This is a genomic window from Pseudomonas sp. TE31087 (assembly GCF_057284075.1).
Genome location: NZ_JBXVNN010000001.1, coordinates 4,091,532 through 4,117,871 on the forward strand (window position 1 = coordinate 4,091,532; position 26,340 = coordinate 4,117,871).

General features: G+C 66.7%; 25 protein-coding genes, 1 other RNA gene and 2 pseudogenes. 18 read left to right on the forward strand and 10 right to left on the reverse strand.

Annotation, left to right across the window (positions count from 1 at the left end; genetic code table 11):
* The first annotated feature begins 56 nt into the window (after nucleotides 1-56).
* Both ACZ899_RS18400 and ACZ899_RS18405 read left to right on the forward strand, forming a co-directional pair.
* The gene (locus tag ACZ899_RS18400; RefSeq protein ID WP_232854828.1) at nucleotides 57-866 is read left to right on the forward strand and encodes a CheR family methyltransferase; all 810 of its coding nucleotides are present in this window, start codon (nucleotides 57-59) and stop codon (nucleotides 864-866) included.
* Between the two features lie 118 nt (nucleotides 867-984).
* The gene (locus ACZ899_RS18405) at nucleotides 985-1,641 is read left to right on the forward strand and encodes a response regulator (protein WP_232854827.1); all 657 of its coding nucleotides are present in this window, start codon (nucleotides 985-987) and stop codon (nucleotides 1,639-1,641) included.
* On the opposite strand, the gene ACZ899_RS18410 is transcribed toward ACZ899_RS18405, so the two are convergent.
* The 3 genes from ACZ899_RS18410 to hslO form a co-directional block, all read right to left on the reverse strand.
* Complete coding sequence (locus ACZ899_RS18410) at nucleotides 1,631-2,065, reverse strand: acyl-CoA thioesterase (protein WP_186712110.1); 435 nt, start codon at nucleotides 2,063-2,065, stop codon at nucleotides 1,631-1,633. The two genes, ACZ899_RS18405 and ACZ899_RS18410, sit on opposite strands and share 11 nt — an antisense overlap.
* A gap of 216 nt (nucleotides 2,066-2,281) precedes the next feature.
* Nucleotides 2,282-3,823 carry a phosphoenolpyruvate carboxykinase gene (locus ACZ899_RS18415; protein WP_234561234.1) on the reverse strand — a complete coding sequence of 514 codons (1,542 nt, stop codon included), beginning with the start codon at nucleotides 3,821-3,823 and terminating at the stop codon, nucleotides 2,282-2,284.
* Between the two features lie 179 nt (nucleotides 3,824-4,002).
* Nucleotides 4,003-4,905 (reverse strand): Hsp33 family molecular chaperone HslO, encoded by a 903-nt coding sequence (gene hslO, locus ACZ899_RS18420; RefSeq protein WP_234561235.1) that lies wholly within the window; start codon nucleotides 4,903-4,905, stop codon nucleotides 4,003-4,005.
* A gap of 108 nt (nucleotides 4,906-5,013) precedes the next feature.
* Between hslO and ACZ899_RS18425 the strand changes: the two genes are divergently transcribed.
* The gene (locus ACZ899_RS18425; protein ID WP_234561236.1) at nucleotides 5,014-5,814 is read left to right on the forward strand and encodes a phosphatase PAP2 family protein; all 801 of its coding nucleotides are present in this window, start codon (nucleotides 5,014-5,016) and stop codon (nucleotides 5,812-5,814) included.
* A gap of 33 nt (nucleotides 5,815-5,847) precedes the next feature.
* On the opposite strand, the gene ACZ899_RS18430 is transcribed toward ACZ899_RS18425, so the two are convergent.
* From ACZ899_RS18430 to ACZ899_RS18450, 5 genes are read right to left on the reverse strand one after another with little or no spacing between them, the layout of a single operon-like run.
* Entirely contained in the window at nucleotides 5,848-7,065 is a 1,218-nt protein-coding gene (locus tag ACZ899_RS18430) for a 2-octaprenyl-3-methyl-6-methoxy-1,4-benzoquinol hydroxylase (RefSeq protein WP_203652568.1), read from the reverse strand.
* A 9-nt stretch (nucleotides 7,066-7,074) separates the two neighbouring features.
* Nucleotides 7,075-7,557: a DUF4442 domain-containing protein gene (locus ACZ899_RS18435; protein ID WP_203648827.1), complete on the reverse strand. Its 483-nt coding sequence runs from the start codon at nucleotides 7,555-7,557 to the stop codon at nucleotides 7,075-7,077.
* A complete protein-coding gene (ubiH, locus tag ACZ899_RS18440; protein WP_186712116.1) occupies nucleotides 7,554-8,753 on the reverse strand; it encodes a 2-octaprenyl-6-methoxyphenyl hydroxylase in 1,200 nt (399 codons plus the stop codon). The genes ACZ899_RS18435 and ubiH overlap by 4 nt, the downstream gene beginning before the upstream one ends.
* The gene (pepP, locus tag ACZ899_RS18445; protein WP_234561237.1) at nucleotides 8,750-10,084 is read right to left on the reverse strand and encodes a Xaa-Pro aminopeptidase; all 1,335 of its coding nucleotides are present in this window, start codon (nucleotides 10,082-10,084) and stop codon (nucleotides 8,750-8,752) included. The genes ubiH and pepP overlap by 4 nt, the downstream gene beginning before the upstream one ends.
* A 21-nt stretch (nucleotides 10,085-10,105) precedes the next feature.
* Nucleotides 10,106-10,660, reverse strand: coding sequence for a YecA/YgfB family protein (locus ACZ899_RS18450; RefSeq protein WP_232854823.1), 555 nt, complete (start codon nucleotides 10,658-10,660; stop codon nucleotides 10,106-10,108).
* 146 nt (nucleotides 10,661-10,806) lie between these two features.
* Here ACZ899_RS18450 and ACZ899_RS18455 point away from each other — a divergent pair, with 146 nt between their 5' ends.
* The 4 genes from ACZ899_RS18455 (at nucleotide 10,807) to ACZ899_RS18470 (ending at nucleotide 12,197) form a co-directional block, all read left to right on the forward strand.
* The gene (locus ACZ899_RS18455; protein ID WP_234561238.1) at nucleotides 10,807-11,016 is read left to right on the forward strand and encodes a TIGR02449 family protein; all 210 of its coding nucleotides are present in this window, start codon (nucleotides 10,807-10,809) and stop codon (nucleotides 11,014-11,016) included.
* Nucleotides 11,013-11,330 (forward strand): cell division protein ZapA, encoded by a 318-nt coding sequence (locus tag ACZ899_RS18460; protein ID WP_203648834.1) that lies wholly within the window; start codon nucleotides 11,013-11,015, stop codon nucleotides 11,328-11,330. Before ACZ899_RS18455 ends, ACZ899_RS18460 begins: the two co-directional genes overlap by 4 nt.
* A 17-nt stretch (nucleotides 11,331-11,347) precedes the next feature.
* Nucleotides 11,348-11,527: non-coding RNA, 6S RNA (gene ssrS, locus ACZ899_RS18465), on the forward strand.
* 61 nt (nucleotides 11,528-11,588) lie between these two features.
* Nucleotides 11,589-12,197 carry a 5-formyltetrahydrofolate cyclo-ligase gene (locus tag ACZ899_RS18470; RefSeq protein ID WP_234561239.1) on the forward strand — a complete coding sequence of 203 codons (609 nt, stop codon included), beginning with the start codon at nucleotides 11,589-11,591 and terminating at the stop codon, nucleotides 12,195-12,197.
* 7 nt (nucleotides 12,198-12,204) lie between these two features.
* On the opposite strand, the gene ACZ899_RS18475 is transcribed toward ACZ899_RS18470, so the two are convergent.
* On the reverse strand, nucleotides 12,205-12,360 hold the full coding sequence (locus ACZ899_RS18475; RefSeq protein WP_203648837.1) for a hypothetical protein: 156 nt from the start codon (nucleotides 12,358-12,360) through the stop codon (nucleotides 12,205-12,207).
* Between the two features lie 176 nt (nucleotides 12,361-12,536).
* On the opposite strand from ACZ899_RS18475, the gene ACZ899_RS18480 reads away from it, so the two are divergent.
* The 4 genes from ACZ899_RS18480 (at nucleotide 12,537) to ACZ899_RS18495 (ending at nucleotide 17,870) form a co-directional block, all read left to right on the forward strand.
* Nucleotides 12,537-12,986: an EVE domain-containing protein gene (locus ACZ899_RS18480; RefSeq protein ID WP_203648849.1), complete on the forward strand. Its 450-nt coding sequence runs from the start codon at nucleotides 12,537-12,539 to the stop codon at nucleotides 12,984-12,986.
* Nucleotides 12,987-13,079: 93 nt separating this feature from the next.
* The gene (locus tag ACZ899_RS18485; RefSeq protein ID WP_050703321.1) at nucleotides 13,080-14,039 is read left to right on the forward strand and encodes an HlyD family secretion protein; all 960 of its coding nucleotides are present in this window, start codon (nucleotides 13,080-13,082) and stop codon (nucleotides 14,037-14,039) included.
* The gene (rbbA, locus tag ACZ899_RS18490) at nucleotides 14,036-16,759 is read left to right on the forward strand and encodes a ribosome-associated ATPase/putative transporter RbbA (protein WP_234561240.1); all 2,724 of its coding nucleotides are present in this window, start codon (nucleotides 14,036-14,038) and stop codon (nucleotides 16,757-16,759) included. Before ACZ899_RS18485 ends, rbbA begins: the two co-directional genes overlap by 4 nt.
* 1 nt (nucleotide 16,760) lies before the next feature.
* On the forward strand, nucleotides 16,761-17,870 hold the full coding sequence (locus ACZ899_RS18495) for an ABC transporter permease (RefSeq protein WP_232854819.1): 1,110 nt from the start codon (nucleotides 16,761-16,763) through the stop codon (nucleotides 17,868-17,870).
* Here ACZ899_RS18495 and ACZ899_RS18500 read toward each other — a convergent pair.
* A pseudogene (locus ACZ899_RS18500) lies at nucleotides 17,871-18,273 on the reverse strand (flagellar basal body-associated protein FliL).
* A gap of 157 nt (nucleotides 18,274-18,430) precedes the next feature.
* On the opposite strand from ACZ899_RS18500, the gene ACZ899_RS18505 reads away from it, so the two are divergent.
* From ACZ899_RS18505 to ACZ899_RS18535, 7 genes and pseudogenes are all read left to right on the forward strand, one after another.
* Complete coding sequence (locus ACZ899_RS18505; RefSeq protein WP_234561241.1) at nucleotides 18,431-19,411, forward strand: NADPH:quinone oxidoreductase family protein; 981 nt, start codon at nucleotides 18,431-18,433, stop codon at nucleotides 19,409-19,411.
* A 375-nt stretch (nucleotides 19,412-19,786) separates the two neighbouring features.
* Nucleotides 19,787-21,031 carry an SfnB family sulfur acquisition oxidoreductase gene (locus tag ACZ899_RS18510; RefSeq protein ID WP_234561242.1) on the forward strand — a complete coding sequence of 415 codons (1,245 nt, stop codon included), beginning with the start codon at nucleotides 19,787-19,789 and terminating at the stop codon, nucleotides 21,029-21,031.
* 146 nt (nucleotides 21,032-21,177) lie between these two features.
* Complete coding sequence (locus tag ACZ899_RS18515) at nucleotides 21,178-22,359, forward strand: SfnB family sulfur acquisition oxidoreductase (RefSeq protein ID WP_203648868.1); 1,182 nt, start codon at nucleotides 21,178-21,180, stop codon at nucleotides 22,357-22,359.
* Nucleotides 22,359-23,750, forward strand: a complete 1,392-nt coding sequence (locus tag ACZ899_RS18520; protein ID WP_234561243.1) for an LLM class flavin-dependent oxidoreductase — start codon at nucleotides 22,359-22,361, stop codon at nucleotides 23,748-23,750. The genes ACZ899_RS18515 and ACZ899_RS18520 overlap by 1 nt, the downstream gene beginning before the upstream one ends.
* Nucleotides 23,743-24,544, forward strand: a pseudogene (locus ACZ899_RS18525) (MetQ/NlpA family ABC transporter substrate-binding protein). Before ACZ899_RS18520 ends, ACZ899_RS18525 begins: the two are co-directional and overlap by 8 nt.
* Nucleotide 24,545: 1 nt before the next feature.
* Nucleotides 24,546-25,655, forward strand: coding sequence for a methionine ABC transporter ATP-binding protein (locus ACZ899_RS18530; RefSeq protein ID WP_234561245.1), 1,110 nt, complete (start codon nucleotides 24,546-24,548; stop codon nucleotides 25,653-25,655).
* Nucleotides 25,645-26,289 (forward strand): methionine ABC transporter permease, encoded by a 645-nt coding sequence (locus tag ACZ899_RS18535; RefSeq protein ID WP_125466000.1) that lies wholly within the window; start codon nucleotides 25,645-25,647, stop codon nucleotides 26,287-26,289. The genes ACZ899_RS18530 and ACZ899_RS18535 overlap by 11 nt, the downstream gene beginning before the upstream one ends.
* Nucleotides 26,290-26,340: the final 51 nt, after the last annotated feature.

Below are 26,340 nucleotides of genomic sequence, written 5' to 3' on the forward strand. Positions count from 1 at the left end.
TGCGCACGATCATCACCGACCCCGTCTGTCTGCCCCGGGCCAGGAGAGGCTGAAGGATGCCCGGTCGTCGCCCGCCACTGCTCGGCGAAGCCAGCTTTGCATCAATTCGCCAGCGGGTCGTGCAGGCCACCGGCGTGCAACTGGCCGACGATCGCCGTGCCGTGGTCGCGGCGCGCCTGCACAAGCGCCTCAAGGCCCTGGGCCTGACGGACTTCGAACGCTACCTCGCCCTGCTCGACAGCCCCCGAGGCGCGGAGGAGCACGAGCACCTGCTGCGCCTGCTGGTCGCCCGTGACAGCTACTTCTTTCGCGAGCATCGCCACTTCGAATGCCTGGCCCGCTGGCTGGCCGACCTTGACCACCCCGCACGCCTGTGGAGCGCCGCCTGCGCCACCGGGGAGGAAGCCTGGAGCCTGGCCATGGTCGCCGCCGAAAACGCCCGCCATCCCGACTGGCAGGTGCTGGCCAGCGACTTCGACCCACAACTGCTGGAGACCGCCGCTGCCGGCATCTACGACATCGCCCAGGCACGCTACTTCCCCGAAGGCTGGCTGGCCCGCCACTGCCTGTGCGGCGTCGACGAGATGGCTGGCCGGCTGCGGGTCACGGCGGCCCTGCGCGAGCAGGTGCGCTTCGAGGCGCTCAACCTGATCCGGCCCCTGCCCGAACAGCTCGGCCGCTTCGACGTCATCCTGCTGCGCAACCTGTTGTCGAACCTGGCGCCACGGTACAAGAACGAGGTACTCCAGCGCCTGCTGGCACACTTGCGCCCCGGTGGCCTGATGATCATCGGTCACAGCGAGAGCGTCCACGCCCTGGGCCTGCCCCTGCGTCCACTACTGCCGTCGGTGTTCGAACGCCTATGATAAGAGGCACTGCCGCGCCCATCGGCAGACAAGGACTGATCGCGCAACCGCGCGGCAGTGCGCTTTCGGATCGAGCAGGCCTGCCGCCCCCCTTCCCTTGCGAAACAGGCCCTTATCCATGCCCTGCCGAATCCTGCTTGCCGATCACTCGCCGCTCTTCCGCGCCGGCCTGCGTGCCCTGCTTGAACAGAAGAAAGATTTCGTCGTGGTGGGCGACACCGGCGATGCCATGACGGCCGTGAGCCTTGCGGAAAAACTCAAGCCGGACATCGTGGTGCTCGACATGAGCGGCGAGCTGGACAGCCAGCAGGCCCTGCAGGAGCTGTTCATCCGCGCCCCTGCCTGCCGGGTGCTGATGTTCTCGCCACGCTCGGAGCTCGAGCATGTGATGAGCTGCCTGCAACTGGGCGCCCATGGCTTCCTGCTCAAGAGCGCCACGGTGAGCGAACTGGAGCAGGCCCTGCAGACCCTGCGTGGTGGCGGCCAGTACCTGTCGTCGGCGGTGCTGCCGATGGTCATCGGCCAGGCCCTGAAGCACAGCCGCAAGCGCGTCGTCAGTCAGGTCCAGACACCGCCGCTGACCACCCGCCAACTGGAGATCCTGCGCCTGATCGCCCGTGGCGAGACCACTCGCTCCATCGCCGACGGCCTGGGCCTGAGCATCAAGACCGTCGAGGCTCACCGCTCGCAGATCATGCACCGCCTGCAGATCCACGACGTGCCCGGCCTGGTGCTGTTCGCCGTGCGCGAGGGGATCATTCGCCTCAACGATTGAGCGACAGCCCGGCGAGGATCAGCTGCAGCGTCTCCGGTAGCGCCACAGGACGCCCCGAGGCCCGCTCGATGAACACCTGCACCACACTCCCCGCCGCGCAGGCCTCGGCCTCGCCCGGGCGGAACAGCGCCAGGCGGAACTCCACGGTACTGCCCGCCAGGCGTGTCACGCCCAGGCCCACCTCGAGCACGTCGGGAAAGCCCGGCAAGGCGAAGAAGTCCGCCGCCGAGCTGACGACGAAGCCGGCCAGCTCACCGTCGCGCAGGTCCAGCTCGGCCTGTTCGACCAGGAAGGCCTGGATGGCGGTTTCGAAGAAGGCATGCACGGTGGCGCCGGCGAGGTGACCGTTATGGTCGTTGTCCTGCGGGCGCGTAAGGATGGGGTGAAAATGAGAGAAGGCGGAGCGTTGGGGGGATTCTGTCATGAGGCATCTGCTTTCTGGTGGGTGCCCTGCAAGTGAAACAGATTCTGGCCGTGCTGTATTGATGCGGCTATCCGACAAACCTTCAGGAACGGTGTGTAAATCCTGTAGGAGCTGGCCTTCCCTGCGATAGCCTCAGTAGACACAGCACCCAAAGCGGGCTTTCAGATACGAAAAAGCCGCCCCGAAGGGCGGCTTTTCTTCCGAACCGGCAGCAGCTTAGAGCTGCGGACCAGCGGCCTTGATGGCGTCGGAAACGTCGAACTTCTTGAAGTTCTCGGTGAACAGCGTGGCCAGGCCCTTGGCGGCTTCGTCGTAGGCAGCCTTGTCAGCCCAGGTGTTGCGTGGGTTGAGCAGTTCGGTCTCGACGCCTGGAACAGCCTTCGGCACGTCCAGGTTGATGATGTCCAGGTGCTCGGTTTCGGCACCGACCAGAGCGCCGCTCTGGATGGCAGCGATCACGCCACGGGTGGTCGGGATGCTGAAACGCTTGCCGACGCCGTAGCCACCACCGGTCCAGCCGGTGTTGACCAGGTAGACCTTGGAACCGAACGCCTTGATACGCTTGATCAGCAGTTCGGCGTAAACGCCGGCCGGACGCGGGAAGAACGGTGCGCCGAAGCAGGTGGAGAAGGTCGACTTGATGCCGCCGCCCGAACCCATTTCGGTGGAACCGACCAGCGCGGTGTAGCCGGACAGGAAGTGGTAGGCCGCCTGCTCGTTGTTCAGGATCGACACCGGAGGCAGTACGCCGGTCAGGTCGCAGGTCAGGAAGATGACCGCGTTCGGCTCGCCGCCCAGGTTCTCTGCCGAGACCTTCTCGACGTGCGCCAACGGATAGGCGGCACGGCTGTTCTGGGTCAGGCTCACGTCGGCGTAGTCGGCGTGCTTGTTGGCGTCGATCACGACGTTTTCCAGCACCGCGCCGTGCTTGATGGCTTTCCAGATGACCGGCTCGTTCTTCTCGGAGAGGTCGATGCACTTGGCATAGCAACCGCCTTCGATGTTGAACACCACGCCCTCACCCCAGCCGTGCTCGTCGTCACCGATCAGGTAACGGCTTTCGTCGGCCGACAGGGTGGTCTTGCCGGTGCCGGACAGGCCGAAGAACAGGGTGACGTCACCCTCTTCGCCGATGTTGGCGGCGCAGTGCATCGGCAGCACGTCGGCGGCCGGCAGCAGGAAGTTCTGCACCGAGAACATGGCTTTCTTCATTTCACCGGCGTAACGCATGCCGGCGATCAGCACCTTCTTCTGGGCGAAGTTGATGATCACGCAGCCATCGGAGTTGGTGCCGTCACGCTCAGGCACGCACTCGAAGTTGGCAACGTTGAGGATCCGCCACTCACCACGGCCAGCCGGGTTGTACTGCTCGGGGTTGATGAACAGGCAACGGCCGAACAGGTTCTGCCAGGCGGTCTGGGTGGTCATCTTGACCGGCAGGTAGTGCTCGGCCGCAGCGCCTACGTGAACGTAGGAAACGAAGTGATCCTGGACGTTGTTGAACGCCTCGACGCGGTCCCACAGGGCATCGAACTTGTCGGCCGGGAACTTGCGGTTGATCGGGCCCCAGCCAATCTGGTCCTGGGTGGACGGTTCTTCGACGATGAAACGGTCAGCCGGCGAACGGCCGGTGCGATGACCGGTTTCCACCACCAGCGCGCCAGTATCGGCCAGCACGCCTTCACCGCGGGACAGCGCTTCTTTTACCAGCTCATCGACGCTCAGGTCGGTGTACACGGTGTTGTTGGCTTGCGTCATGAGATACCCCATCCGGCCCGAGGCCGAGTGCTCCAAACGTTTTGTAGTCGTCTCGAAAAAACTACTACAGCGAAAAAAGTGGCCGGATTATGCCAGAAACGCCCAAAAAAAGTAGGCCCCTCCTGTCAGAACTGCGTTTTTGCGCAATTCGACAGGAGTTTTTCCTGTAGTTAACCGTTTCAGTGCTGAGTTTCTGACGGCGCCTCGGTGCCGCCACCGGCAAACAATTGCGCGACATCGCTTGCATCGAAGAGATAGCGCTCGTTGCAGAACTGGCAATCGATCTCGACCTGGCCGCCGCGTTCGGCCACCAGCGCCTTGGCATCCTGCTCGCCGAGGCTCACCAGAGCGTTGGCGGAACGCTCGCGCGAGCAGCTGCAACGGAAGCGTAGCGGCTGGATATCGAACAGGCGAACCGCGTCCTCGTGGTACAGGCGGTGCAGCACGGTTTCGTTGTCCAGACCGAGCAATTCCTCGGTCTTCACGGTGCTGGCCAGGGCCTTGACGTGAGCCCAGCTTTCCTCGCGGTCCTCGCTGTCCTTGTGGATCTCGGCCGGCAGTTGCTGCACCAGCAGGCCACGGGCGCGAGCACCATCGGCGGCCAGGGAGATGCAGGTGTTCACCTGCTGTGACATGACGAAGTAGTTGGTGAAGCACTCCGACAGGTCCTTGCCGTCCAGTTCGACGGTGCCCTGGTAGCGCTGGCCGTTGACCGGAATGATGGTCAGCACCAGGTGACCGCCCGGCATCAGGTCGGCCAGATTGGCATCCACCTTGATCTGCTCGGCTTCATAGCGCGCCAGGCCACGGATGTCGTGCTCGCTGGTGTACTCGATGGCCAGCAGCGGCACCGGGCCCTGGGACTGCGCCTGGAGCACCAGCAGCCCGTCGAACTTCAGGGTGCCGACCAGCAGCGCGGCGGCGGCCATCAGTTCACCGAGCAGATGCTTTACCGGCTGCGGGTAGGCGTGCTTGGCCAGCACCTCGGCGTAGCTGCGTTCCAGCGCGACCATCTCGCCGCGCACGTCGCGGTCGTCGAACAGGAAGCGTTGAGTGAAATCGGTATCTGGCAAGTCGCTCATGGTTGTCTGGCTTTCTAAAAATGATTACAAAATAATTACAGGAGACCGAAAGGTCCGTCGCAGAGCGCTCACAAGGCGCTCACTTCCTGCTGGATATCGAGGTATTTTATGGACAATCGACCACTGTTCCAAGCAAGGTGGTCCTGGGGACCATTGGCAGCCTGCACCCTGCTGCCCATCGCACTACTGTGTTTCTGGTTGTGGCCCGTTGGCCAGATCCTGTGCCTGACTTTCGACGAATGGCTATTCCACAGCCTCAATGCGCCACTGGCCGACAACCTGGTCTGGCGGTCGATCTGGGCAGTCGGCAGCCTGCGCCCCTTCGACATCCTGGTCGGCCTGATCATGCTGTCGCTGCTGATCCGCGGCGATTGGGTATTCAAGGCTACCCAAGCGCGCCAGGCTTTTTTCGGCTTTTTGGTGACCCTACTCCTCTTAGTGGTGATTCGCGCGCTGTTTTCCAAGTGGGTCAGCGCAATGGGCTGGCAACACAACAGCCCGTCGATGGTGTTCGACGACGCCGTGCACCTGAGCGACTTCTATCCGCACATGGAAGCGAAGTGGGAACTGAAGGACCGCTCCAGCCAGAGTTTCCCGGGTGACCACGCCTCGGTGCTGCTGATCTGGGCGCTGTTCATGAGCCTGTTCAGCCGTCGCCTGGTGCAGCACCTGGTGATCTGGACACTGGCCTTGCTGTTCATGCTGCCGCGCCTGGTGGCCGGCGCCCATTGGGGGCAGGACGACTACATCGGCGGCCTGTTGATGGCGGTGCTGGCACTGGGCTGGAGCTGCCACACGCCCCTGGCGGCCAAGGCCAGCGAGGCGTTGGTGCGCTGGACGGCGCCGCTGTTCGGCCTGCTCGGCAAGCTGCCGCTGGTCGGGCGCATGAGCGTGATGCGCACCGCCTGATCCATTGCCGGGGCCGCCAGGCGGCCCCGGCCCTCAAGCCCTGGCCAGCTCCGGCAAGTCCCCGGACAACCCCAGGGCCTGACGCACGAACAGCGCCTTGGCCTCGGGCATCTGCTCTACCAGCTTCAAGCCGCTGTTGCGCAGCCAGCGCAGGGGCAGCGGATTGGCCTGGAACAAACGCTCGAAGCCCTCCATCGCCGCCATCAACGCCAGGTTGTGCGGCATCCGTCGCCGCTCGAAGCGGCTCAGCACCTTCACATCGGCCAGGCGCTCGCCACGCTCGCAGGCACGGACCAGTTCCTCGGCCAGCACCGCGGCGTCGAGAAAGCCCAGGTTGACCCCCTGCCCGGCCAATGGGTGGATGGTGTGAGCCGCATCGCCGATCAGCGCCAGCCCCTCCTCCACGTAGCGCTTGGCATGGCGCTGGCGCAGCGGCACGCAGACCCGCGGATCTGCCTCCAGCACATCGCCCAGACGCCCCTCGAAAGCCCGCTCAAGAGCCTGACGGAAGGCCGCGTCGTCCATCGCCATGGCCTGCTCGGCCTGCTCCGGGGTGGTCGACCAGACGATCGAGCACCAGTCCTGGCGACCATCGCGGCTGAGCGGCAGGAACGCCAGCGGGCCTTCGTCGGTGAAACGCTGCCAGGCCGTGGCCCTGTGTGCCTCGCTGCAGCGCACGCTGGTGACGATGGCGTGGTGCAGGTAATCCCACTCACGGGTTGCACAGCCGGCCAGGCGGCGTACCGCCGAGTTGGCGCCATCGGCGGCGATCACCAGCGGCGCGCGCAGCTTGCGGCCATCGGCCAGGGTCAGCAGCCACTCATCACCGGAGCGGCGCAGTTGCTCCAGGCGAGCGTTGGCCAGCAGCCCGACATCGCTGTCGTGCAGACGCTCCAGCAGGCCATCCTGGACCACGCGGTTCTCGACGATATGACCCAGCACCTCGGCATGCACGCTGGCCGCGGAGAAATGGATCTCGCCAGTGCCGCTGCCGTCCCAGACATGCATGTCCGAGTACGGCGAGACACGCCGCCGGGCGATGCCGTCCCAGGCGCCGAGGCGCTCGAGAATGCGCTGGCTGGCGGCCGACAGGGCACTGACCCGTGGTTCGAAAGGTGCCTCGCCGTCAAACGGCTTGACCGTCATCGGGCCGCCATCAAGCAGGAGCACCTCCAGACCACTGTGGCGCAAGGCCAGGGCCAGGGCGCTGCCGACCATACCGGCACCGACAATCAACAGATCTGCGCGCATTTCCATGCCTTACGCCTGCCTCGCTTGCGGCTTGAGCCGCACGTATAGGGTTTTGTCGACCCGCGCCACCAGCTCACCGGCGCCGTCGCGAATCTCCACCTGCAACCGCGGCAGGTATTTCTTGCCGCTGGCGGTCTGCTGGCGGATCTCGTCCAGCAGCGCGTCGTCGACGTGGAATTGGGCATACACCGGGCCCTTGCCCGGCGAGATGAAATCGATGCTGGCGGCCTTGTCCCAGACGATGTATTCACGCCCCAACTGCTCGATCAGCAGCAGCATGTAGAACGGATCGACCATCGCGTACAGGCTGCCGCCGAACTGGGTGCCGACGTAGTTGCGATTCCACCGTGTCAGCTTCATGCGCACCTTGACGCTGCGCATGTCCGGGCTGATTTCCTGGATATGGATGCCGGCGCCCAGGTAGGGCGGGTAGAAGTTCAACAACCAGCGCAGCATCCGTGCCCGCCGTGCGAGCCGGCGAACATCGCTCATGGGCGGCCTCGCGGGTCGGGGCGGGTACCCAGGCCCATGGCCTGGCGGGCGAACCAGCTTTTTGCCGGTGGCAGCAGGTCCAGGCCAAGCAGGCCGAGGTTGCGCCCGGCAGCCAGCAGTGGCTGGCTGCTGCCGAACAGGCGGGTGACCTGGTCGGAGAAGCCGATGGTCAGGGCCTGGTCGAGGCGCTGGCGCTGGTGATAGGCCTGCAGCGTGGCCAGGTCGCCCGGCAGTGCCGGGCCGGCCAGCAGGGCGTCCGCCAGCGACTGCACGTCGCGCAGCGACAGGTTGAAGCCCTGGCCGGCGATCGGGTGCAGGCTGTGGGCGGCATTGCCCAGCACCACCAGGTGCGGGCGTACCTGCTCCTCGGCCTCGACCAGCGACAGTGGGTAGAGATGGCGGGCACCGACCTGGCGCAAGGCGCCGAGGCGATAGCCAAAGGCCTCCTGCAGCTCGCGCAGGAAGCTGCGCTCGTCGAGCTCGGCCAGGCGCCTGGCGTCCATCCCCTGGCGGGTCCAGACCAGCGCGCAGCGGTTGTCCGCCAGCGGCAGCAAGGCCATCGGGCCTTGCTCGGTGAAACGCTCGAAGGCCTGACCGGCGTGGGCTTCACCCGGGGTGATGTTGGCGATCAGCGCGCTCTGGTCATAGGGCGTGTTGCGCACATGGATGCCCAGCTGCTCGCGCAGGCCCGAACGGCCGCCGTCGGCCAGCACCGCCAGGTCGCATTCCAGCGAAGTGTCGTCATCCAGCTGCAGGCGGTAGCCACCGGCGATGGCCTGCATCGCCTGCACCTGCGCCGGGCAGCGCCAGCTGATCACTTCGTTGTCGATCGCCTGCCACAGGCACTGGCCAAGCCAGGCGTTCTCGACCACGTAGCCGAGTGCCGGCACGCCCTCCTCCAGGGCGTCCAGGCGGGTGCCGCCAAAGCGGCCGCGGTCGGACACCTGGATCTGCCGGATCGGCTCGGCGCGGCGGCTGATGGTCTGCCACAGCCCCAGGCGCTCATAGATCTGCCGGGTGCCGTAGGACAGCGCCGAGGAGCGTGCGTCATAGCTGGGCTGGAAGCTGTCGCCGGGGGCGAACGGCTCGATCAGCAGGATCTTCCAGCCACGGGCCTTGGCCGCGGCCTGCAGCGTCAGGGCCAGGCTCGCGCCCACCAGGCCGCCACCGATGATCGCCAGGTTGACCCGGTTCATGCGGCGTCCTTGCGGGCGTCGTGCATCAGCGCCTCGATCTCGGCGACCGTGCGCGGCACGCCTGAAGTCAGGATTTCACAGCCTTGCCTGGTCACCACCACGTCGTCCTCGATCCTTACCCCGATGCCACGCCACTTCTTCGCCACCGCCTGGTTGTCGGCGGCGATGTAGATGCCGGGTTCGACGGTCAGCGCCATGCCCGGTTCGAGCACGCGCCACTGGCCACCGACCTTGTATTCGCCCACGTCGTGCACATCCATGCCCAGCCAGTGTCCGGCGCGGTGCATGTAGAAGGCACGGTAGGCCTCGCTGTCGATCAAGGCCTGCACCTCACCCTTGAGCAGCCCCAGCGTCACCAACCCTTCGGTGATCACCCGCACGGTCGCCTCGTGGGCGTGGTTCCAGTGCTTGCCCGGGGCAATCTCGGCGAACGCCGCGGCCTGGGCCGCCAGCACCAGCTCGTAGATGGCTTTCTGTTCCGGCGAGAACCGCCCGCTGACCGGGAAGGTGCGGGTGATGTCGCTGGCGTAGCAGTCGATCTCGCAACCGGCGTCGATCAGGACCAGGTCGCCGTCCTTGAGCGGCGCGTCGTTCTGCTGGTAGTGCAGGATGCAGCCATTGCGCCCGGCGGCGACGATCGAGCCGTAGGCCGGCATCTTCGCTCCGCCCTTGCGGAACTCGTAGTCCAGCTCGGCTTCCAGGCTGTACTCGTGCAGCCCGGCGCGGCAGGCCTGCATGGCACGCACGTGGGCTCGGGCGGAGATCGCCGCGGCCTCGCGCATGACCTTCACTTCCGCCGCCGATTTATACAGGCGCATGTCGTGCAGCAGATGATCCAGGGCAACGAACTCGTTCGGCGGCTGGGCGCCGAGGCGGGCCTTGGAGCGGATCACGTTGATCCACTCCATCAGCCGGCGGTCGAACTCGGCGTTGCTGCCCATGTTGCTGTAGACCCGCTCGCGGCCTTCGATCAGGCCCGGCAGGATCTCGTCGATATCACTGATGGGGAAGGCATCGTCGGCGCCGAAATCACGCACTGCGCCTTCCTGGCCAGCACGCAGGCCGTCCCACTGCTCGCGCTCGGGGTTGCGCTCGCGGCAGAACAATACGTACTCGCCATGCTCGCGCCCCGGAATCAGGGCAATCACCGCCTCGGGTTCGGGGAAGCCGCTCAGGTACTGGAAATCGCTATCCTGGCGATAGACATGCTCGACGTCGCGGTTGCGGATAGCGACCGCCGCGGCCGGCAGGATGGCGATGCTGTTGGGGACCATCTGCGCCATCAGCGCCTTGCGCCGACGGGCGTACTCCGCCTTGGGTATGTGGCTCATGGGCAAACGACCCCGTTCAGATCAGTGCAGCGATGGCTTTGGCGCGGGCGCGGCGGGTGCGGCCAGCTCCGTGTACAGCAGCAGCGGGGCGACGCGCAGGTACTCCATGACCTCCATGTAGTCGCTCTCGCCGTCCTCGGACTCTTCCAGCGCTTCCTGGACCTGGGAAATGGCCACCAGGTCCTGGAGCACTTCCTTGGCATCGGTGGACAGGTCCTTGCCGCCGGCGTTCAGGCCGAAGCCGGTGATGAAGCCCTGGCACCACTGCCCCAGCGCGGTGGCGCGGTCGCTGAGTGCGGCATCATCGGAAGGCAGCAGCAGGACGATAGCGACGTCCTCGCCGGTCAGCTCGGCCTTGACCATCTCTTGCAGGCCGACCAGGGCGTTGCGCACCGAGTCACCGGGCTCGGTCTCGAGCAACTGGGCGGCATCGGCCAGCCAGGCATCGGCATCGAAGCCGGCGCCGGCGCAACTGCGACCGATCAGCAGGCCATGCAGCTCGGCAGGGGTGACGGGGTGGCCATTGCTCGAAAGCAACATGGCGAAGGCGATGTAGGGCGATTGGGTATTGGGCATGGGCAGCTAGGCGCCAGACGGCGCAATGACTAGAATGGAGACCTTGTATCCTAGCACCGGCAGGCGCGCCAAGACCATCGGCACTGGCCGTCGCGCCCTTGGGGCAGGCATGATCGCCAGGCGAGTGAAGGAATCGAGTGCAACCCATGCAAGAGAACGACCTGCAAGCACTGATGAGCCGGTTCGAGTTGCTGATCGAACGGGCCGAGCAACTAAAGCGGCAAAACGCACTCTTAGTAGCTCAGGAACGATCCTGGCGCGAGGAACGCGCCCACCTGATCGAAAAGAACGAGATCGCCAAACGCAAGATCGAATCGATGATCCTGCGCCTCAAGGCCCTGGAGCAAGACTCATGAGTTCAAGCAATAGCGTCACCGTCCAGATCCTCGACAAGGAATACTCGATCATCTGCCCGCCCGAGGAGCGCAACAACCTGGTCGGCGCCGCTCGTTACCTGGACGGCAAGATGCGCGAGATCCGCAGCAGCGGCAAGGTGATCGGCGCTGACCGCATCGCCGTGATGGCCGCGCTGAACATCACCCACGAGCTGCTGCACCGCCAGGAACGCCCCGAAGCGACCAGCGGCGGCACCACCCGCGAGCAGGTGCGCGACCTGCTGGAACGGGTCGATCAGGCCCTGTCCGACGATCCGGTTAGCAAAAGCGACTGAGATTGGTATACTGGCGCCACTCCCTGGGGGATGCGCCAGTCGGTTATGTCCCTGAGCCGATACGCACAACCACGGGGGTTGCACGCTGGGGCCGGTGTGCATGTCCGCCCGACGGAAAGCCTTAACGCCCCCTGCAATCTCCACCTTGAACTTTCGGGTTCAAGGGCTACACCGATAGCGGTCTTGTCGGGGAGCCTGCATTCAGAACTGCCCGCCTCCAACGGCGGGCTTTTCGTTTCTTCTGGGATCGCCCGTGCCATGACCGACACCGCGCCGCTCACCCGCCCCCAGCTTCGCCGCTTCCTGCGCAATGCCCGCCGCGCACTCACACCCGCCCAGCAACGCCAGGCCGCCGAAGGTCTGTATCGCCAACTGGCGCAGGATCCGCTGTTCCGCCGCGCCCGGCATATCGCCCTGTACCTGCCCAATGACGGCGAGATCGACCCAAGCCTGCTGCTGCGCGAGGCGCACAAGCGCGGCAAGCGCGTCTACTTGCCGGTGCTGCACGCCTGGCCGCGCACGCGCATGGTGTTCCAGCGCTTCGAGGCCGGCGAGGCACTGCGGCCCAACCGTTTTCGCATCCTGGAGCCGGTGATCGAACGCAAGCGGCAACGGCCGATCTGGGCGCTGGACCTGATCCTGCTGCCGCTGGTCGGTTTCGACGAGGTGGGGGGGCGCCTGGGCATGGGCGGTGGCTTCTATGACCGCAGCCTGGCCTACCAGGGCCGGCGCCAGACATGGAAAAAGCCCTTGCTGCTGGGACTGGCGCACGAATGCCAGAAAGTGGAGCGGCTCAACCAGGCGAGCTGGGATGTACCGTTGCAAGGCACGGTCTCGGACCGAGGTTGGTACCTGGCACCGAAGTGAGGTGCGATCAGCGGTGCTGTTGCTGCGCCGGATCAACAGGCGCCTGCTGGTAGGCGGCATCCAGCTTGCGCTCCCAGAAGCCTTGCGCGTAACCGGTGGTGACCACGCCCAGCCCGAAGACGAAGGCCAGAATCCAGAGCAGGTCCGGTTTACGTTGTTTCATTGATCGTCCCCCAAGAACAACTGTCCAGGCTCGGCGGCTTTCTTGATGGCGGCCGGAGCGTATAGCTTAAAATCGGCGCATTTTCCGACAACATGAGTCGCCAGGCAAACGTTGACGCCAACCGACTGTCGGTTTCATGCAACGAGTTATTTCAAACTCTTTCAGGAGCAGCATCCATGGCCTACTGGCTGATGAAATCCGAGCCCGACGAGCTCTCCATCGAAGCCTTGGCACGCTTGGGCAACGCCCGCTGGGACGGGGTGCGCAACTACCAGGCACGCAATTTCCTGCGGGCCATGAGCGTAGGCGACGAATTCTTCTTCTACCACTCCAGCTGCCCGCAACCGGGGATCGCCGGCATCGCCCGGATCAGCGCCGCCGCCTACCCGGATCCGACCGCCCTGGATCCGCACAGCCACTACCACGACGCCAAGGCCAGCGCCGAGAAGAACCCGTGGAGCGCGGTGGACGTCGAGCATGTGCAGACCTTCCGCCAGGTACTCGGCCTGGGCCTGCTCAAGCAGCAGGCGGCGCTCGAGGATCTGCCCCTGGTACACAAGGGCAGCCGCCTGTCGGTGATGCCGGTGACCGCCGGGCAATGGGCCGCGATACTCGCGCTGAGCTGATTGTGCGGCTATTGTCAGGGGTTTGACCAATATCAACGCGCAAGGAAGCGCGTCGCGCCAGGATAAGGCGTGCTAGCCGCAGGATGCAGACCGATGAATCGAAAAGCCCCCAGAATCTTCGCCTCCGCCTTGGTATTGCTGTTGCTGGCGGCAGGCGGGCTGGGCTACTGGAAGTCCCTTCACGATCGCCTGCCCGAAGGCCTGAGCATGGGTAACGGGCGCCTCGAATCCACCGAGGTGCAGATCGCCAGCAAGATCCCCGGGCGCCTGGCCGAGGTGCTGGTCGATGAAGGCGACAAGGTCACCCGCGGCCAGTTGCTGGCACGCATCGACACCCGCACGATGGAGGCCCAGCGTAGCCAGGCCGAGGCCGAAGTGCTGCGCGCTCGCGAGAATTATGCCGCCGCCCAGGCCAGCGTGCAGCTGCGCCAGAGCGAACTGTTGCTGGCCAGCCAGGAACTCAAGCGGGTGCGCGAGATCTACCAGCGCAAGTTCGCCAGCCAGCAGTTGCTCGACCAGCAGCAGGCCCGCTACGACACCGCCACCGCGGCCGTGGTCGCGGCCCGGGCCCAGTTGGCGGCGATCAAGGCCGCCATCGGCGCCGCCGAGGCCCAGGTCGCCCAGCTCACCAGCGAGATCGACGACAGCAGCCTGCGCGCGCCCATCGACGGCATCATCCAGCTGCGCCTGGCCGAACCCGGCGAAGTGCTCGGCGCCGGTGGCCGGGTGCTGATGCTGATCGACCCCAGCGACCAGTACATGAACCTCTACCTGCCCGCCGCCACCACCGGCCGGCTGACCGTCGGCGACCAGGCGCGGATCGTGCTCGACGCCCTGCCGGACAAGGCCCTGCCGGCCAAGGTGGCGTTCGTCGCGGCCAAGGCGCAGTTCACTCCGAAACAGGTCGAGACCCGCGATGAGCGGCAGAAGCTGGTGTTCCGGGTCAAGCTGCGCCTGACCGAACCAAGTGCCGTGCCCCAGGCCAAGCCAGGCATGCCCGGCGCCGGGTACGTGCGCACCGCCGATGTGGGCTGGCCGGCCAACCTGCAATGAACGCGGCGATCGCCCTGCGGGCCGAGGGTGTCAGCCATCGCTATGGCGACCTGCAGTCCTTGCACACCCTCGCGTTCAGCCTGCCGGCCGGGACCCGCTGCGGCCTGATCGGCCCGGACGGCGCCGGCAAGTCGACCCTGCTCGGACTGATCGCCGGGGTCAAGCGCCTGCAACAAGGCGAGTTGCAGGTGCTCGGTGGCTCGATCCGCCAGCGCCGCCACCGCACCGCGCTGTATCCCAAGGTTGCCTTCATGCCCCAGGGCCTGGGCAACAACCTGTACCCGGAGCTGTCGATCCGCGAGAACATCCGTTTCTTCGCCACCCTGTTCGGCCTGGGCCGCGCCGAATGCGAGCAACGCATGGCCAGCCTGCTGCGCGCCACCGACCTGGAGCGCTTCGCCGAGCGCCCGGCCGGCAAGCTCTCGGGCGGCATGAAGCAGAAGCTGGGGCTGTGCTGCGCGCTGATCCACGAGCCGGACCTGCTGATCCTCGACGAGCCGACCACCGGCGTCGACCCGCTGTCGCGACGGCGCTTCTGGGAGCTGGTCGAGCAGGTGCGCGCCCAGCGCCCGCAGCTGACCCTGCTGGTGGCCACCGCCTACATGGAAGAGGCCGAGCAGTTCGAGCATTGCCTGATGCTCGACGCTGGCCGCCTGCTGGCCGCCGGCCTCAGCCGCGAACTGGCGGCGGTTACGCCCAGCGGCAAGCTGGACGACGCCTTCACCCACTTCCAGGGCGCCGGCCGCGCACAGCCCGAGCCCCTGCGCATTCCGCCACGCCAGGCCGACGACGGGCCGATCGCCATCGAGGCCCACGACCTGACCCTGCGCTTCGGTGACTTCACTGCAGTGAACAAGGTCAGCTTCGCCATCGGCCGCGGCGAGATCTTCGGTTTCCTCGGCTCCAACGGCTGCGGCAAGACCACCACCATGAAGGTGCTCACCGGCCTGATGCCGGCCAGCGAGGGTAGCGCCAGCCTGCTCGGCCGCCCGGTGGATGCCGGCGACCTGGCCACGCGCAAGCGGGTCGGCTTCATGTCCCAGAGCTATTCGCTGTATGGCGAACTGAGCGCCCGACAGAACCTCGAACTGCACGCCCGCCTGTTCGACCTGGCCAAGGCCGACAGCGCGCCGCGCATCGCCGAGCTCATCGAACGCTTCGACTTAGGCGCCATTGCCGACCAGCCGTCCGGCGCCCTGCCCCTGGGCCTGCGCCAACGCCTGTCGCTGGCCGTGGCGGTATTGCACCGCCCGGAAGTGCTGATCCTCGACGAGCCGACCTCGGGGGTCGACCCGGCGGCCCGCGACGACTTCTGGCGCCTGCTGGTGGAGTTGTCCCGCGAGCAGGGCGTAACCATCTTCCTGTCCACCCATTTCATGAACGAGGCCCTGCGCTGCGACCGCATCTCGCTGATGCACGCCGGTCGGGTGCTGGCCTGCGACACCCCGCTGGCGCTGCAGCGCCAGTTCGGCGGCGAGACCCTGGAAGACGCCTTCGTGCGCTGCCTCGAACAAGCCCAGGACGCGCCCGCCCAGGCGCAGGCCGATGCAGGGTTGGAACAGGCCGCCGCCCCAGCGCCCGCCTTGCGCCAGGCCTTCAGCCTGCGCCGCCTGCTGGCGGTGGCCAGCCGCGAAGGCAAGGAGCTGCTGCGCGACAAGGTGCGCCTGGCCTTCGCCCTGCTTGGCGCGCTGTTCATGATGGTGATCTTCGGCTACGGCATCTCGCTGGATGTAGAGAACCTCGCCTTCGCCGTATACGACCAGGACCAAAGTCCGCAGAGCCGCACCTACCTCGAGGCCTTCCGGGGCTCGCGCTACTTCGCCGAGCAGGCGCCGATTCGCGATGCCCGCCAGCTGCACCAGCGCCTGCAACGCTCGGAGATCAAGCTGGCCCTGGAAATCCCGCCGGGTTTCGGCCGCGACCTGCATGCCGGGCGCCAGCCGGTGGTGGCCGCCTGGCTGGATGGCGGCATGCCGTTTCGCGCCGAGACCAGCCGCAACTATGTGGAGGCCGTGCACCAGGCCAACCTTGAGCAGCTGGCCGCCCTCGGCCCGCACCCGGTGGCGCGCCAGCAGCCGGTACGCCTGGAAACGCGCTTTCGCTACAACCAGGACGTGGTCAGCGTGAACGCCATCGGCCCCGGCGTCATGGCACTGATCCTGGCCTTCATCCCGGCCATGCTCACCGCGCTGGGCATCGTCCGGGAAAAGGAACTGGGCTCGATCACCAACTTCTACGCCACCCCGCTGACCCGCCTGGAGTTCCTGCTCGGCAAACAGGCGCCCTACCTCGCGGTGAGCCTGGTCAACCTGGCGCTGCTGGTGGCGATGAACCGCTGGCTGTTCGGCGTGCCGCTCAAGGGCAGCCCGCTGGCCCTGGCCTGCGGAGGCCTGGCCTACCTGCTGGCGACCACCAGCCTGGGCCTGCTGATCTCGGCGTTCACCCGCACGCAGATCGCGGCGATCCTCGGCACCATGATCATCACCAGCCTGCCGACCATCCAGTTCTCCGGCCTGATCGTGCCGCGCTCGTCGCTGGACGGCGCGGCGGCGCTGATGGGCCAGCTGTTCCCGGCCGGCTATTTCCTCGACATCGCCGTCGGCACCTTCACCAAGGCCCTGGGCCTGCGTGAGCTGTGGCCGCAGTGCCTGGCGCTGCTGGGCTTCTTCGCCGCCTTCACCGGGCTGAGCCTGGCCATGCTGAAAAAGCAGGAGGCCTGAGATGAGCCGCCTCTCCCACACCCTGCGCCTGGGCCTGAAGGAACTCACCAGCCTGCGCCACGACAGCGTGTTGCTGCTGTTCCTGCTGTACGCCTTCAGCGTGGCGATCTACATGCCCGCCGCCGGCTCCGTGATCGGCGTGCACAACGCCAGTGTCGCGGTGGTCGACGAAGACCACGGCGCCGTCTCGCGCAAGCTCGCCGAATCGCTGCAGCCGCCGGAGTTCCAGCCTGCCGTGGCACTGCCGGCGGATCGCCTGGACCAGGCCATGGACAGCGGCCAGTACACCTTCGTGGTCAACGTCCCGGTGAACTTCCAGGCCGACCTGCTGGCCGGGCGCTCGCCGGAGCTGCAGGTCAACGTCGATGCCACGGCCATGAGCCAGGCCTTCATGGGGGCCGGCTACATCGGCCGGATCTTCGAGCGCGAACTGCTGGAGTACGCCGGCCGCGGCACCAGCAGCCCGGCCCTGCTCAACCCGAAAGCCCTGTTCAACCCCAACCTGGAAGGAGGCTGGTTCCTGGCGGTGATCCAGATCGTCAACAACATCACCATCCTGGCCATCGTCCTCACCGGCACCGCGCTGCTGCGCGAGCGTGAGCACGGCACCCTCGATCACCTGCTGGTGCTGCCGCTGACGGCGCTGGAAATCATGCTGGCGAAGATCGCCAGCAACGCCCTGGTGGTGGTGGCCTGTACCTGGATATCGCTTGAAGTGGTGGTCAAGGGCGCCCTGGGCGTGCCGCTGGCGGGCTCCATGGGGCTGTTCCTGGGGGTGACCGCGCTGTACCTGTTCGCCAGCACGGCGCTGGGTATCTTCCTCGCCACCCTGGCGCGCTCGACGCCGCAGTTCGGCCTGCTGGCGATCCCGGTGATCATCCCGATGCTGCTGCTCTCGGGGGGCAGCACGCCGCTGGACAGCATGCCGCAGTGGCTGCAGTGGGTCATGCAGGGCTCGCCCTCGACCCACTTCGTCAGCCTCGGCGCGGCGATCCTGTTCCGCGACGCCGGACTGAACGTGGTGTGGCCGGATGTGGCGGCCCTGGCCGCGATCGGCCTGGTGTTCTTCGGCGTGGCCCTGGCGCGCTTTCGCCGCAGCCTCGCCGCCTGATCACTGCACGATCAGGTTGTTGAACAGCAGGTCCTCGACGATCGGCTTGCCCTCTTCGGACTCCATCACCTGCTGCACCTGCTTCAGGGCTTCCTGACGCAGTTTTTCCCTTGGCCTCGACGTTGCTCATGTTGTCCACGCCCTGCTGGGTGAACAGCGCCACCAGCTGGTTGCGGATCAGCGGCTCGTGGTGCTTGACCGCGGTGGCGGCGGCATCGCCAGTCACGCGCAGGGCGACGTCGGCCTTGAACACACGCAGCTTGGGGCTGCCGTCGAGGGCGTAGTTGCCGACGAAGGGCGGGCTGAGGCTGATGTAGGCGACCTTGGGCTCGCCTTCCTTTTCCTCGGCCATCGCCGCCACTGGCAGCATCAGGGCCAGCACCATCAAGATCCACGCTTTCACGAATTCGCTCCTCAATACAGTTGGCGCCAGCTTACCCAGCGCGCCGGCCAAACCCAAGCCCGGGCTTATGCCGGCTCATCAGGGCCGGCCATGCTCGTTGACCCTGGGGGTGGCCCTCCTACACTTATCGGCCACCACACGCAAAGGAATAGCCCTGATGAAAGCCTTGTTGTGCAAAGCCCTGGGCCCGGCGCGGGACCTGGTCCTGGAAGAGGTCGCCAGCCCCGCGCCCAAGAAGAACGAGATCCTCCTCGACGTGCACGCCGCCGGGGTCAACTTCCCCGACACCCTGATCATCGAAGGCAAGTACCAGTTCCAGCCGCCGCTGCCGTTCGCCCCGGGTGGTGAGGCGGCCGGCGTGGTGGCCGCGGTCGGCGAGAAGGCCGGCGCGTTCAAGGTCGGCGACCGGGTCATGGCCCTGACCGGCTGGGGCGCCTTCGCCGAGCGGGTGGCGGTGCCGTTCTACAACGTGCTGCCGATCCCGGCGGGCATGGACTTCACCACCGCCGCCGCGTTCGGCATGACCTACGGCACCTCGATGCACGCCCTGACCCAGCGCGGCCAGCTCAAGGCCGGCGAAACCCTGCTGGTGCTCGGTGCCTCGGGCGGCGTCGGGCTGGCGGCGGTGGAAATCGGCAAGGCCCTGGGCGCGCGGGTGATCGCCGCGGCCAGCAGCGCCGAGAAACTGGCAATCGCCCAGGCGGCCGGGGCCGACGAACTGATCGACTACAGCCAGGCCAACCTCAAGGACGAGATCAAGCGCCTGACCGGCGGCCAGGGCGTGGACGTGATCTACGACCCGGTCGGCGGCGCGCTGTTCGACCAGGCCGTGCGCGGGCTGGCGTGGAACGGGCGGTTGCTGGTGGTGGGCTTTGCCAGCGGCACGATCCCGCAACTACCGGTGAACCTGACCCTGCTCAAGGGCGCGTCGGTGCTCGGGGTATTCTGGGGCGCCTTCGCCCAGCGCCAGCCGGAAGACAACGCCGCCAACTTCCGTCAGCTATTTGCCTGGCACGCCGAAGGCAAGTTGAAGCCGCTGGTGTCGCAGACCTTTGCACTGGCCGAGGGTGGCGCGGCGGTCGAACGCCTGGCGCAGCGCCAGGCGGTGGGCAAGCTGGTGGTGACGATCCCGCGCTGACCGCTCACGTAAACCATTGATTTGACCTAACCCTGTGGGAGCGGGTTTACCCGCGAAGAATCCAGCGCGGTGTATGGCACCGGCTTCGCCGGTGTTCGCGGCGGTGCGGCGGTCCGACAAGCCCGCTCCCACAGGGATAGCATTTCCCTGCACGACAGGGCCGACCCTGCAGTTCTTCTATCCATATTCCTAAACGGTAGTTCATAAACTTTTTCTAAACGAATAGGGTATATCGACCGGACCACCGGACCAGCAAACGTCTGTCGCCATCAGCTGAGGCGACGCTTTCAACTTTGTGAGGTTAGGAATGGTCAGGATCACAATCACCCCAGTGCATAACGCCAGGGCATTGAGTGCAGCCAAGGAGCGGTACTGATGTCCAGCCAACCAACTACTACCCGATTCCACAGCGATCTCGACAGCTCGCCGCTGCTGCTGCCGGCCACGGTGTTGCGCAACGACGAAGAGGCCCTGCAGGCCGCCCGCGAACTGGCCGAGGTGGCCCGCCAGCAGGCCGCCAAACGTGACCAGCAGCGCAAGCTGCCCTGGGCCGAGATCGAACAGTTCACCCGCAGCGGCCTGGGCAGCATCAGCGTGCCCAAGGCCTTCGGCGGCCCCGAGGTGTCCTTCGCCACCATCGCCGAAGTGTTCCGCCTGATCAGTGCCGCCGACCCGGCGCTGGGGCAGATTCCGCAGAACCAGTTCGGCATCCTGCAACTGGTCCGCCTGACCGCCACCCAGGCCCAGCAGGAACTGATCTTCCGCTCGGTGCTCGACGGCTGGCGCATCGGCAATGCCGGCCCCGAGCGCGGGACCAAGGACACCCTGACGCTCAAGGCGCGCCTTACCCGTGATGGCGATGGCTATCGCATCAGCGGCGAGAAGTTCTATTCCACCGGTGCCTTGTACGCCCACTGGGTGGCGGTCAAGGCGCTGGACGACGATGGTCGCCAGCGCCTGGCGTTCGTCCGTCGCGGCAGCCCTGGGCTGCGCATCGTCGACGACTGGTCCGGCTTCGGCCAGCGCACCACCGCCAGCGGCACCGTGCTGCTCGACCAGGTGCCGGTGGACGCCGACCTGGTGGTGGACAACGGGCGCCTGCGTGAGGAACCCAGCATCCAGGGCGCCGCCTCGCAGTTGATCCAGGCGGCGATCGACGCCGGCATCGCCGAAGCGGCGATCGAGGACACAATCCAGTTCGTTCGGGAGAAGTCCCGGCCGTGGATCGAGGCCAAGGTCGAACGCAACAGCGACGACCCCTATGTGATCGCCGACATCGGTCGCCTGAAGCTCGAACTGCATGCCGCCGAGGCCCTGCTGCGCAAGGCTGCCAAGGTGCTCGACGAGGTGAACGCCGGCGTGATCGATGCCGCCGCCGCGGCCCGTGCCTCGATTGCCGTGGCCGAAGCCAAGGTGCTCACCACCGAGACCTCGCTGCAGGCCAGCGAGAAGCTGTTCGAGCTGGCCGGCAGCCGCGCCAGCCTGGCCGAGTTCAACCTCGACCGGCACTGGCGCAACGCCCGGGTCCACACCCTGCACGACCCGGTGCGCTGGAAGTACCACGCCGTCGGCGCCTACCACCTCAACGGCACCCTGCCTGCCCGCCATTCCTGGATCTGATTTCGAGCCTTGGGGCTGCTGCGCAGCCCTTCGCGGGTAAACCCGCTCCCACAGGGATCGCACTGATTCCGATAACAGCGCTGTACCTGTGGGAGCGGGTTTACCCGTGAAGAGGCGCACGACGTCCCCAGGCTCCGGAGAGCAAAATGACTGCATCCATCATCACCACCGACGCCCAGGCCCTGGCCGTCGCCGACGAACTCGCCCAACACCTGCGCCAGGACAGCGCCCTGCGCGACCGCGAGCGCCGCCTGCCCCATGCCGAACTCGAACGCTTCGTGCAATCTGGCCTGTGGGGCATCAGCGTGCCCAAGGCCTTTGGCGGCGCCGGGGTGTCCAACGTCACCCTGGCCAAGGTCATCGCCCGCATCGCCCAGGCCGACGCCTCGCTCGGGCAGATCCCGCAGAACCACTTCTACGCCCTGGAAGTGCTGCGAGTGAACGGCAGCCCCGAACAGCAGAAACGCCTCTACGCCGAAGTCCTCGCTGGCCGCCGCTTCGGCAACGCCCTGGCCGAGCTAGGCACCAAGAACGCCCACGAGCGCACCACCCGCCTGAGCCGCGACGGCGACCACTATCGCATCGACGGCCGCAAGTTCTATTGCACCGGCGCGATCTACGCCCAGCGCATCCCGACCCTGGTGATCGACGAGCAGGATGTGTCGCACCTGGCCTTCGTGCCCGCCGACAGCCAGGGCATCGAGGTGATCGACGACTGGAGCGGCTTCGGCCAACGCACCACCGGCAGCGGCTCGGTGGTGTTCAACCACGTGGCGGTCCGCGCCGAGGACGTGGTGCCGTTCCAGAGCGCCTTCGAACGCCCGACCACGGTCGGCCCGCTGGCGCAGATCCTCCATGCCGCCATCGACACCGGTATCGCCCGCGCCGCCTACGAGGACGCCCTGCACTTCGTGCGCACCCGCAGCCGCCCCTGGATCGACTCCGGCCTCGACAAGGCCAGCGACGACCCGCTGACCCTGAAGAGCTTCGGCCACCTGGCGATCCGCCTGCACGCCACCGAGGCGCTGCTCGAGCGCGCCGGGGAAATCCTCGACATCGCCCAGGCCGACAGCAACGCCCAGACCCTGGCCGCCGCTTCCATCGCCGTGGCCGAGGCCCGGGCGATCAGCACCGAGATCTCCCTGGCCGCCGGCACCACGCTGTTCGAGCTGGCCGGCAGCCAGGCCACCCTGGCCGAGCACAACCTCGACCGCCACTGGCGCAACGCCCGGGTGCACACCCTGCACGACCCGGTGCGCTGGAAGTACCACGCCATCGGCAACTACTACCTCAACGACGAGAAGCCGCCGCGCCGGGGGACTATCTGATGGCGAAGGAGATCCTGCTCAATGCCTTCAACATGAACTGCATCGGGCACATCAACCACGGTTTGTGGACCCACCCACGGGACACCTCCACGCGCTACAAGACCCTCGAGTACTGGACCGACCTGGCCCGCCTGCTCGAGCGCGGGTTGTTTGACGGGCTGTTCATCGCCGACATCGTCGGCACCTACGACGTCTACGGCCAGTCGGTCGACGTGACGCTCAAGGAGTCGATCCAGCTGCCGGTCAACGACCCGCTGCTGCTGGTCTCGGCCATGGCGGCGGTGACGAAGCACCTGGGCTTCGGCCTCACCGCCAACCTGACCTACGAGGCGCCCTACCTGTTCGCCCGGCGCCTTTCCACCCTCGACCACCTGAGCAATGGCCGGGTCGGCTGGAACATCGTCACCGGCTACCTCGACAGCGCCGCCCGGGCCATGGGCCTGGAGCAGCAACCCGAGCACGACCGCCGCTACGACCAGGCCGACGAGTACCTGCAGGTGCTGTACAAGCTGCTCGAAGGCAGCTGGGCCGACGATGCCGTGGTCGCCGACCGCGAGCAGCGGGTCTATGCCCACCCGGACAAGGTGCGCAAGGTCGAGCACCACGGCGAGTTCTACAAGGTCGAGGGCTACCACCTGTGCGAGCCTTCGCCGCAGCGTACGCCCGTGCTGTTCCAGGCCGGCAGTTCGCCACGCGGGCTGGCCTTCGCCGGCAACCATGCCGAGTGCGTGTTCATCAGCGGCCAGAACAAGGTCGCCACCCGCGCCCAGGTCGACAAGGTGCGCGCCGCGGCCAAGGCGGCCGGGCGCGACCCAGAGGCGGTCAAGGTGTTCATGGGCATCACCGTGATCGTCGCGCCGACCGAGGCGCAGGCGCAGGCCAAGCACGCCGAATACCTGCGCTACGCCAGCGCCGAGGCCGGGGTCGCGCACTTCGCCAGCTCCACCGGTATCGACTTCTCGCGCTACGAACTGGACGAGCCCATCGGCTTCGCCAAGGGCAACGCCATCCAGTCCGCCACCCGCCAGTTGCAGGAAAGCGCCTGGACCCGCCGCCGTCTGCTCGAACAGCACGCCTTGGGCGGTCGCTACGTGACCCTGGTGGGCGACGCCGAGCAGGTGGCCGAGCAGCTGATCGCCTGGATCGACGAAACCGGCCTGGACGGTTTCAACCTGACCCGCACCGTCACCCCGGAAAGCTACGAGGACTTCATCGAGCTGGTGGTCCCCGCCCTGCAAAGCCGCGGTCGCTACAAGACCGCCTACGCCGAGGGCACCCTGCGCGAGAAGCTGTTCGCCAGCGGCGAGCCGCGCCTGCCCGCCGGACACCCCGGCGCCCGCTACCGCAACACCCCCGACCCTGCCCCGACTGGAGCCCTGCACCATGCTTGAGAAACTGTTCCGGCCCGTCGCGGCCATTGCCCTGGGCCTCGGCCTGTCCGCCGCCGCCCTTGCCGCCGAACCCCTGAAGATCGGCACCACCGCCGCCTTCGCCATCCCCCTGGAGGCGGCGGTGGAGGAGGCCCATAAACAAGGCCTGGAAGTGAAGCTGATCGAGTTCAGCGACTGGATCGCGCCCAACGTCAGCCTCAACAGCGGCGATATCGACGTGAACTACTTCCAGCACATCCCGTTCCTGGAAAACGCCAAGGCCGCCGCCGGCTTCGACCTGGTCCCGTACGCGCCGGGGATCATCAACAACGTCGGCCTGTACTCGAAAAAATACAAGAGTCTCCAGGAACTGCCCGAGGGCGCCAGCGTGGCCATCGCCAACGACCCGATCAACAGTGGCCGTGGCCTGCAGTTGCTGGCCAAGGCCGGGCTGATCACCCTCAAGCCGGGCGTGGGCTACAAAGCCACCGAGGACGACATCGTCGCCAACCCGAAGCAGATCCGGATTCTCCAGGTCGAAGCCGTGCAGCTGGTACGCGCCTACGATGACGCCGACCTGGTCCAGGGCTACCCGGCCTACATCCGCCTGGCCAACAGCTTCGACGCCACCTCGGCGCTGCTGTTCGACGGCCTGGAGAACAAGGAATACGTGATCCAGTTCGTCATCCGCCCGCAGGAGAAGAACGACCCGCGCCTGGCCAAGTTCGTCGATATCTACCAACACTCGCCCGGTCGTGCGCGCCGCCCTGGACAAGGCCCATGGCAAGCTCTACCAGGCCGGGTGGGAAGGCTGACATGGCCCAGGCCAGCGCCCTCAGGGCGCCCATCCCGCCCGCCGAACCGCTCAAGGCCGAGGAAACGGCCCTGCGCCCGGAGGTGAACCAGGCGCACATACGTTTCCTCGGCCTGGGAAAGACTTATCCGGGCCAGAGCCAGCCGGCACTGCAAGGCATCGACCTGAACATCCGCCGGGGCGAGATCTTCGGCATCATCGGCCGCAGCGGCGCCGGCAAGTCCTCGCTGCTGCGCACCATCAACCGCCTGGAGCAACCCAGCCAGGGCCGGGTGCTGATCGACCAGGTGGATATCGCGCCGTTCGACGAGGACCGCCTGGTGGCCTTGCGCCGGCGCATCGGCATGATTTTCCAGCACTTCAACCTGATGTCGGCCAAGACCGTGTGGCAGAACGTCGAGCTGCCGCTGAAGGTGGCCGGGGTGGCCAAGGCCAAGCGCCAGCGCAAGGTGCGCGAGCTGCTGGAGCTGGTCGGCCTGGCGGAAAAACATCACGTCTACCCGGCGCAGCTGTCAGGTGGGCAGAAGCAGCGCGTCGGCATCGCCCGGGCCCTGGTACATGACCCCGAGATCCTGCTGTGCGACGAGGCCACCTCGGCGCTGGACCCGGAAACCACCGCCTCGATCCTCGAACTGCTGCGCGACATCAACCGGCGCCTGGGCCTGACCGTGGTGCTGATCACCCACGAGATGGCGGTGATCCGCGACATCTGCCAGCGCGTGGTGGTGCTCGAACGTGGCGAGATTGTCGAGCAGGGCGAGGTCTGGCAGGTATTCGGTACGCCGCGCCACGACGTCACCCGCACCCTGCTCGCACCGCTGCAGACCAAGCTGCCGGCAGCCTTGCAGGCCAGCCTGCGCGCCCAGCCGGTCAGCCGCGACGCGGCCGTGGTGCTCAAGCTCGACCTGGTCGGCGAGCCGGAGCTGAGCGCCCTGTTCAACGACCTGGGCGGGCGCGTGCGGCTGCTCCAAGGCGGCGTCGAGACCATCGGCGAGCATGCCCTGGGGCAGTTCATCCTGTCCGTGCGCGGCTCGCCGCTGGACACCCACCAATTGCTCGAACGCGCCCGTCGCTGGGCCGCGGATGTGGAGGTACTCGGCCATGTGGATTGATCGCCTGCTGCAAGGCCTGCTCGACACCCTGCTGATGGTCGGCGTGTCCTCGCTGGTAGCACTGCTCGTCGGGGTGCCGATGGCGGTGCTGCTGGTCACCAGCGACAAGGGCGGGATCTTCGAGGCCCCGGCGCTGAACCGGGTGCTGGGCGCCATCGTCAACCTGTTCCGCTCGATCCCGTTCCTGATCCTGATGGTCGCGCTGATCCCCTTCACCCGCCTGGTGGTCGGCACCACCTATGGCGTGTGGGCTGCCGTGGTGCCGCTGACCATCGCCGCCACGCCGTTCTTCGCGCGGATCGCCGAGGTCAGCCTGCGCGAGGTCGACCACGGCCTGATCGAAGCCGCCCAGGCCATGGGCTGCCGGCGCTGGCACATTGTCTGGCACGTACTGTTGCCCGAGGCCCTGCCGGGCATCGTCGGCGGCTTCACCATCACCCTGGTGACGCTGATCAACTCCTCGGCCATGGCCGGGGCGATCGGCGCCGGGGGTCTGGGGGATATCGCATATCGGTACGGATACCAACGCTTCGACAGCCAGATCATGCTGACCGTGATCGTGATGCTGGTGGCATTGGTGGCGGTGATCCAGCTGGGCGGGGACCGTTTGGCTAAAGGTTTGAACAAGCGTTGAGGCCATCGCGGGGCAAGCCCGCTCCCACGACCCACCGTGGGAGCGGGCTTG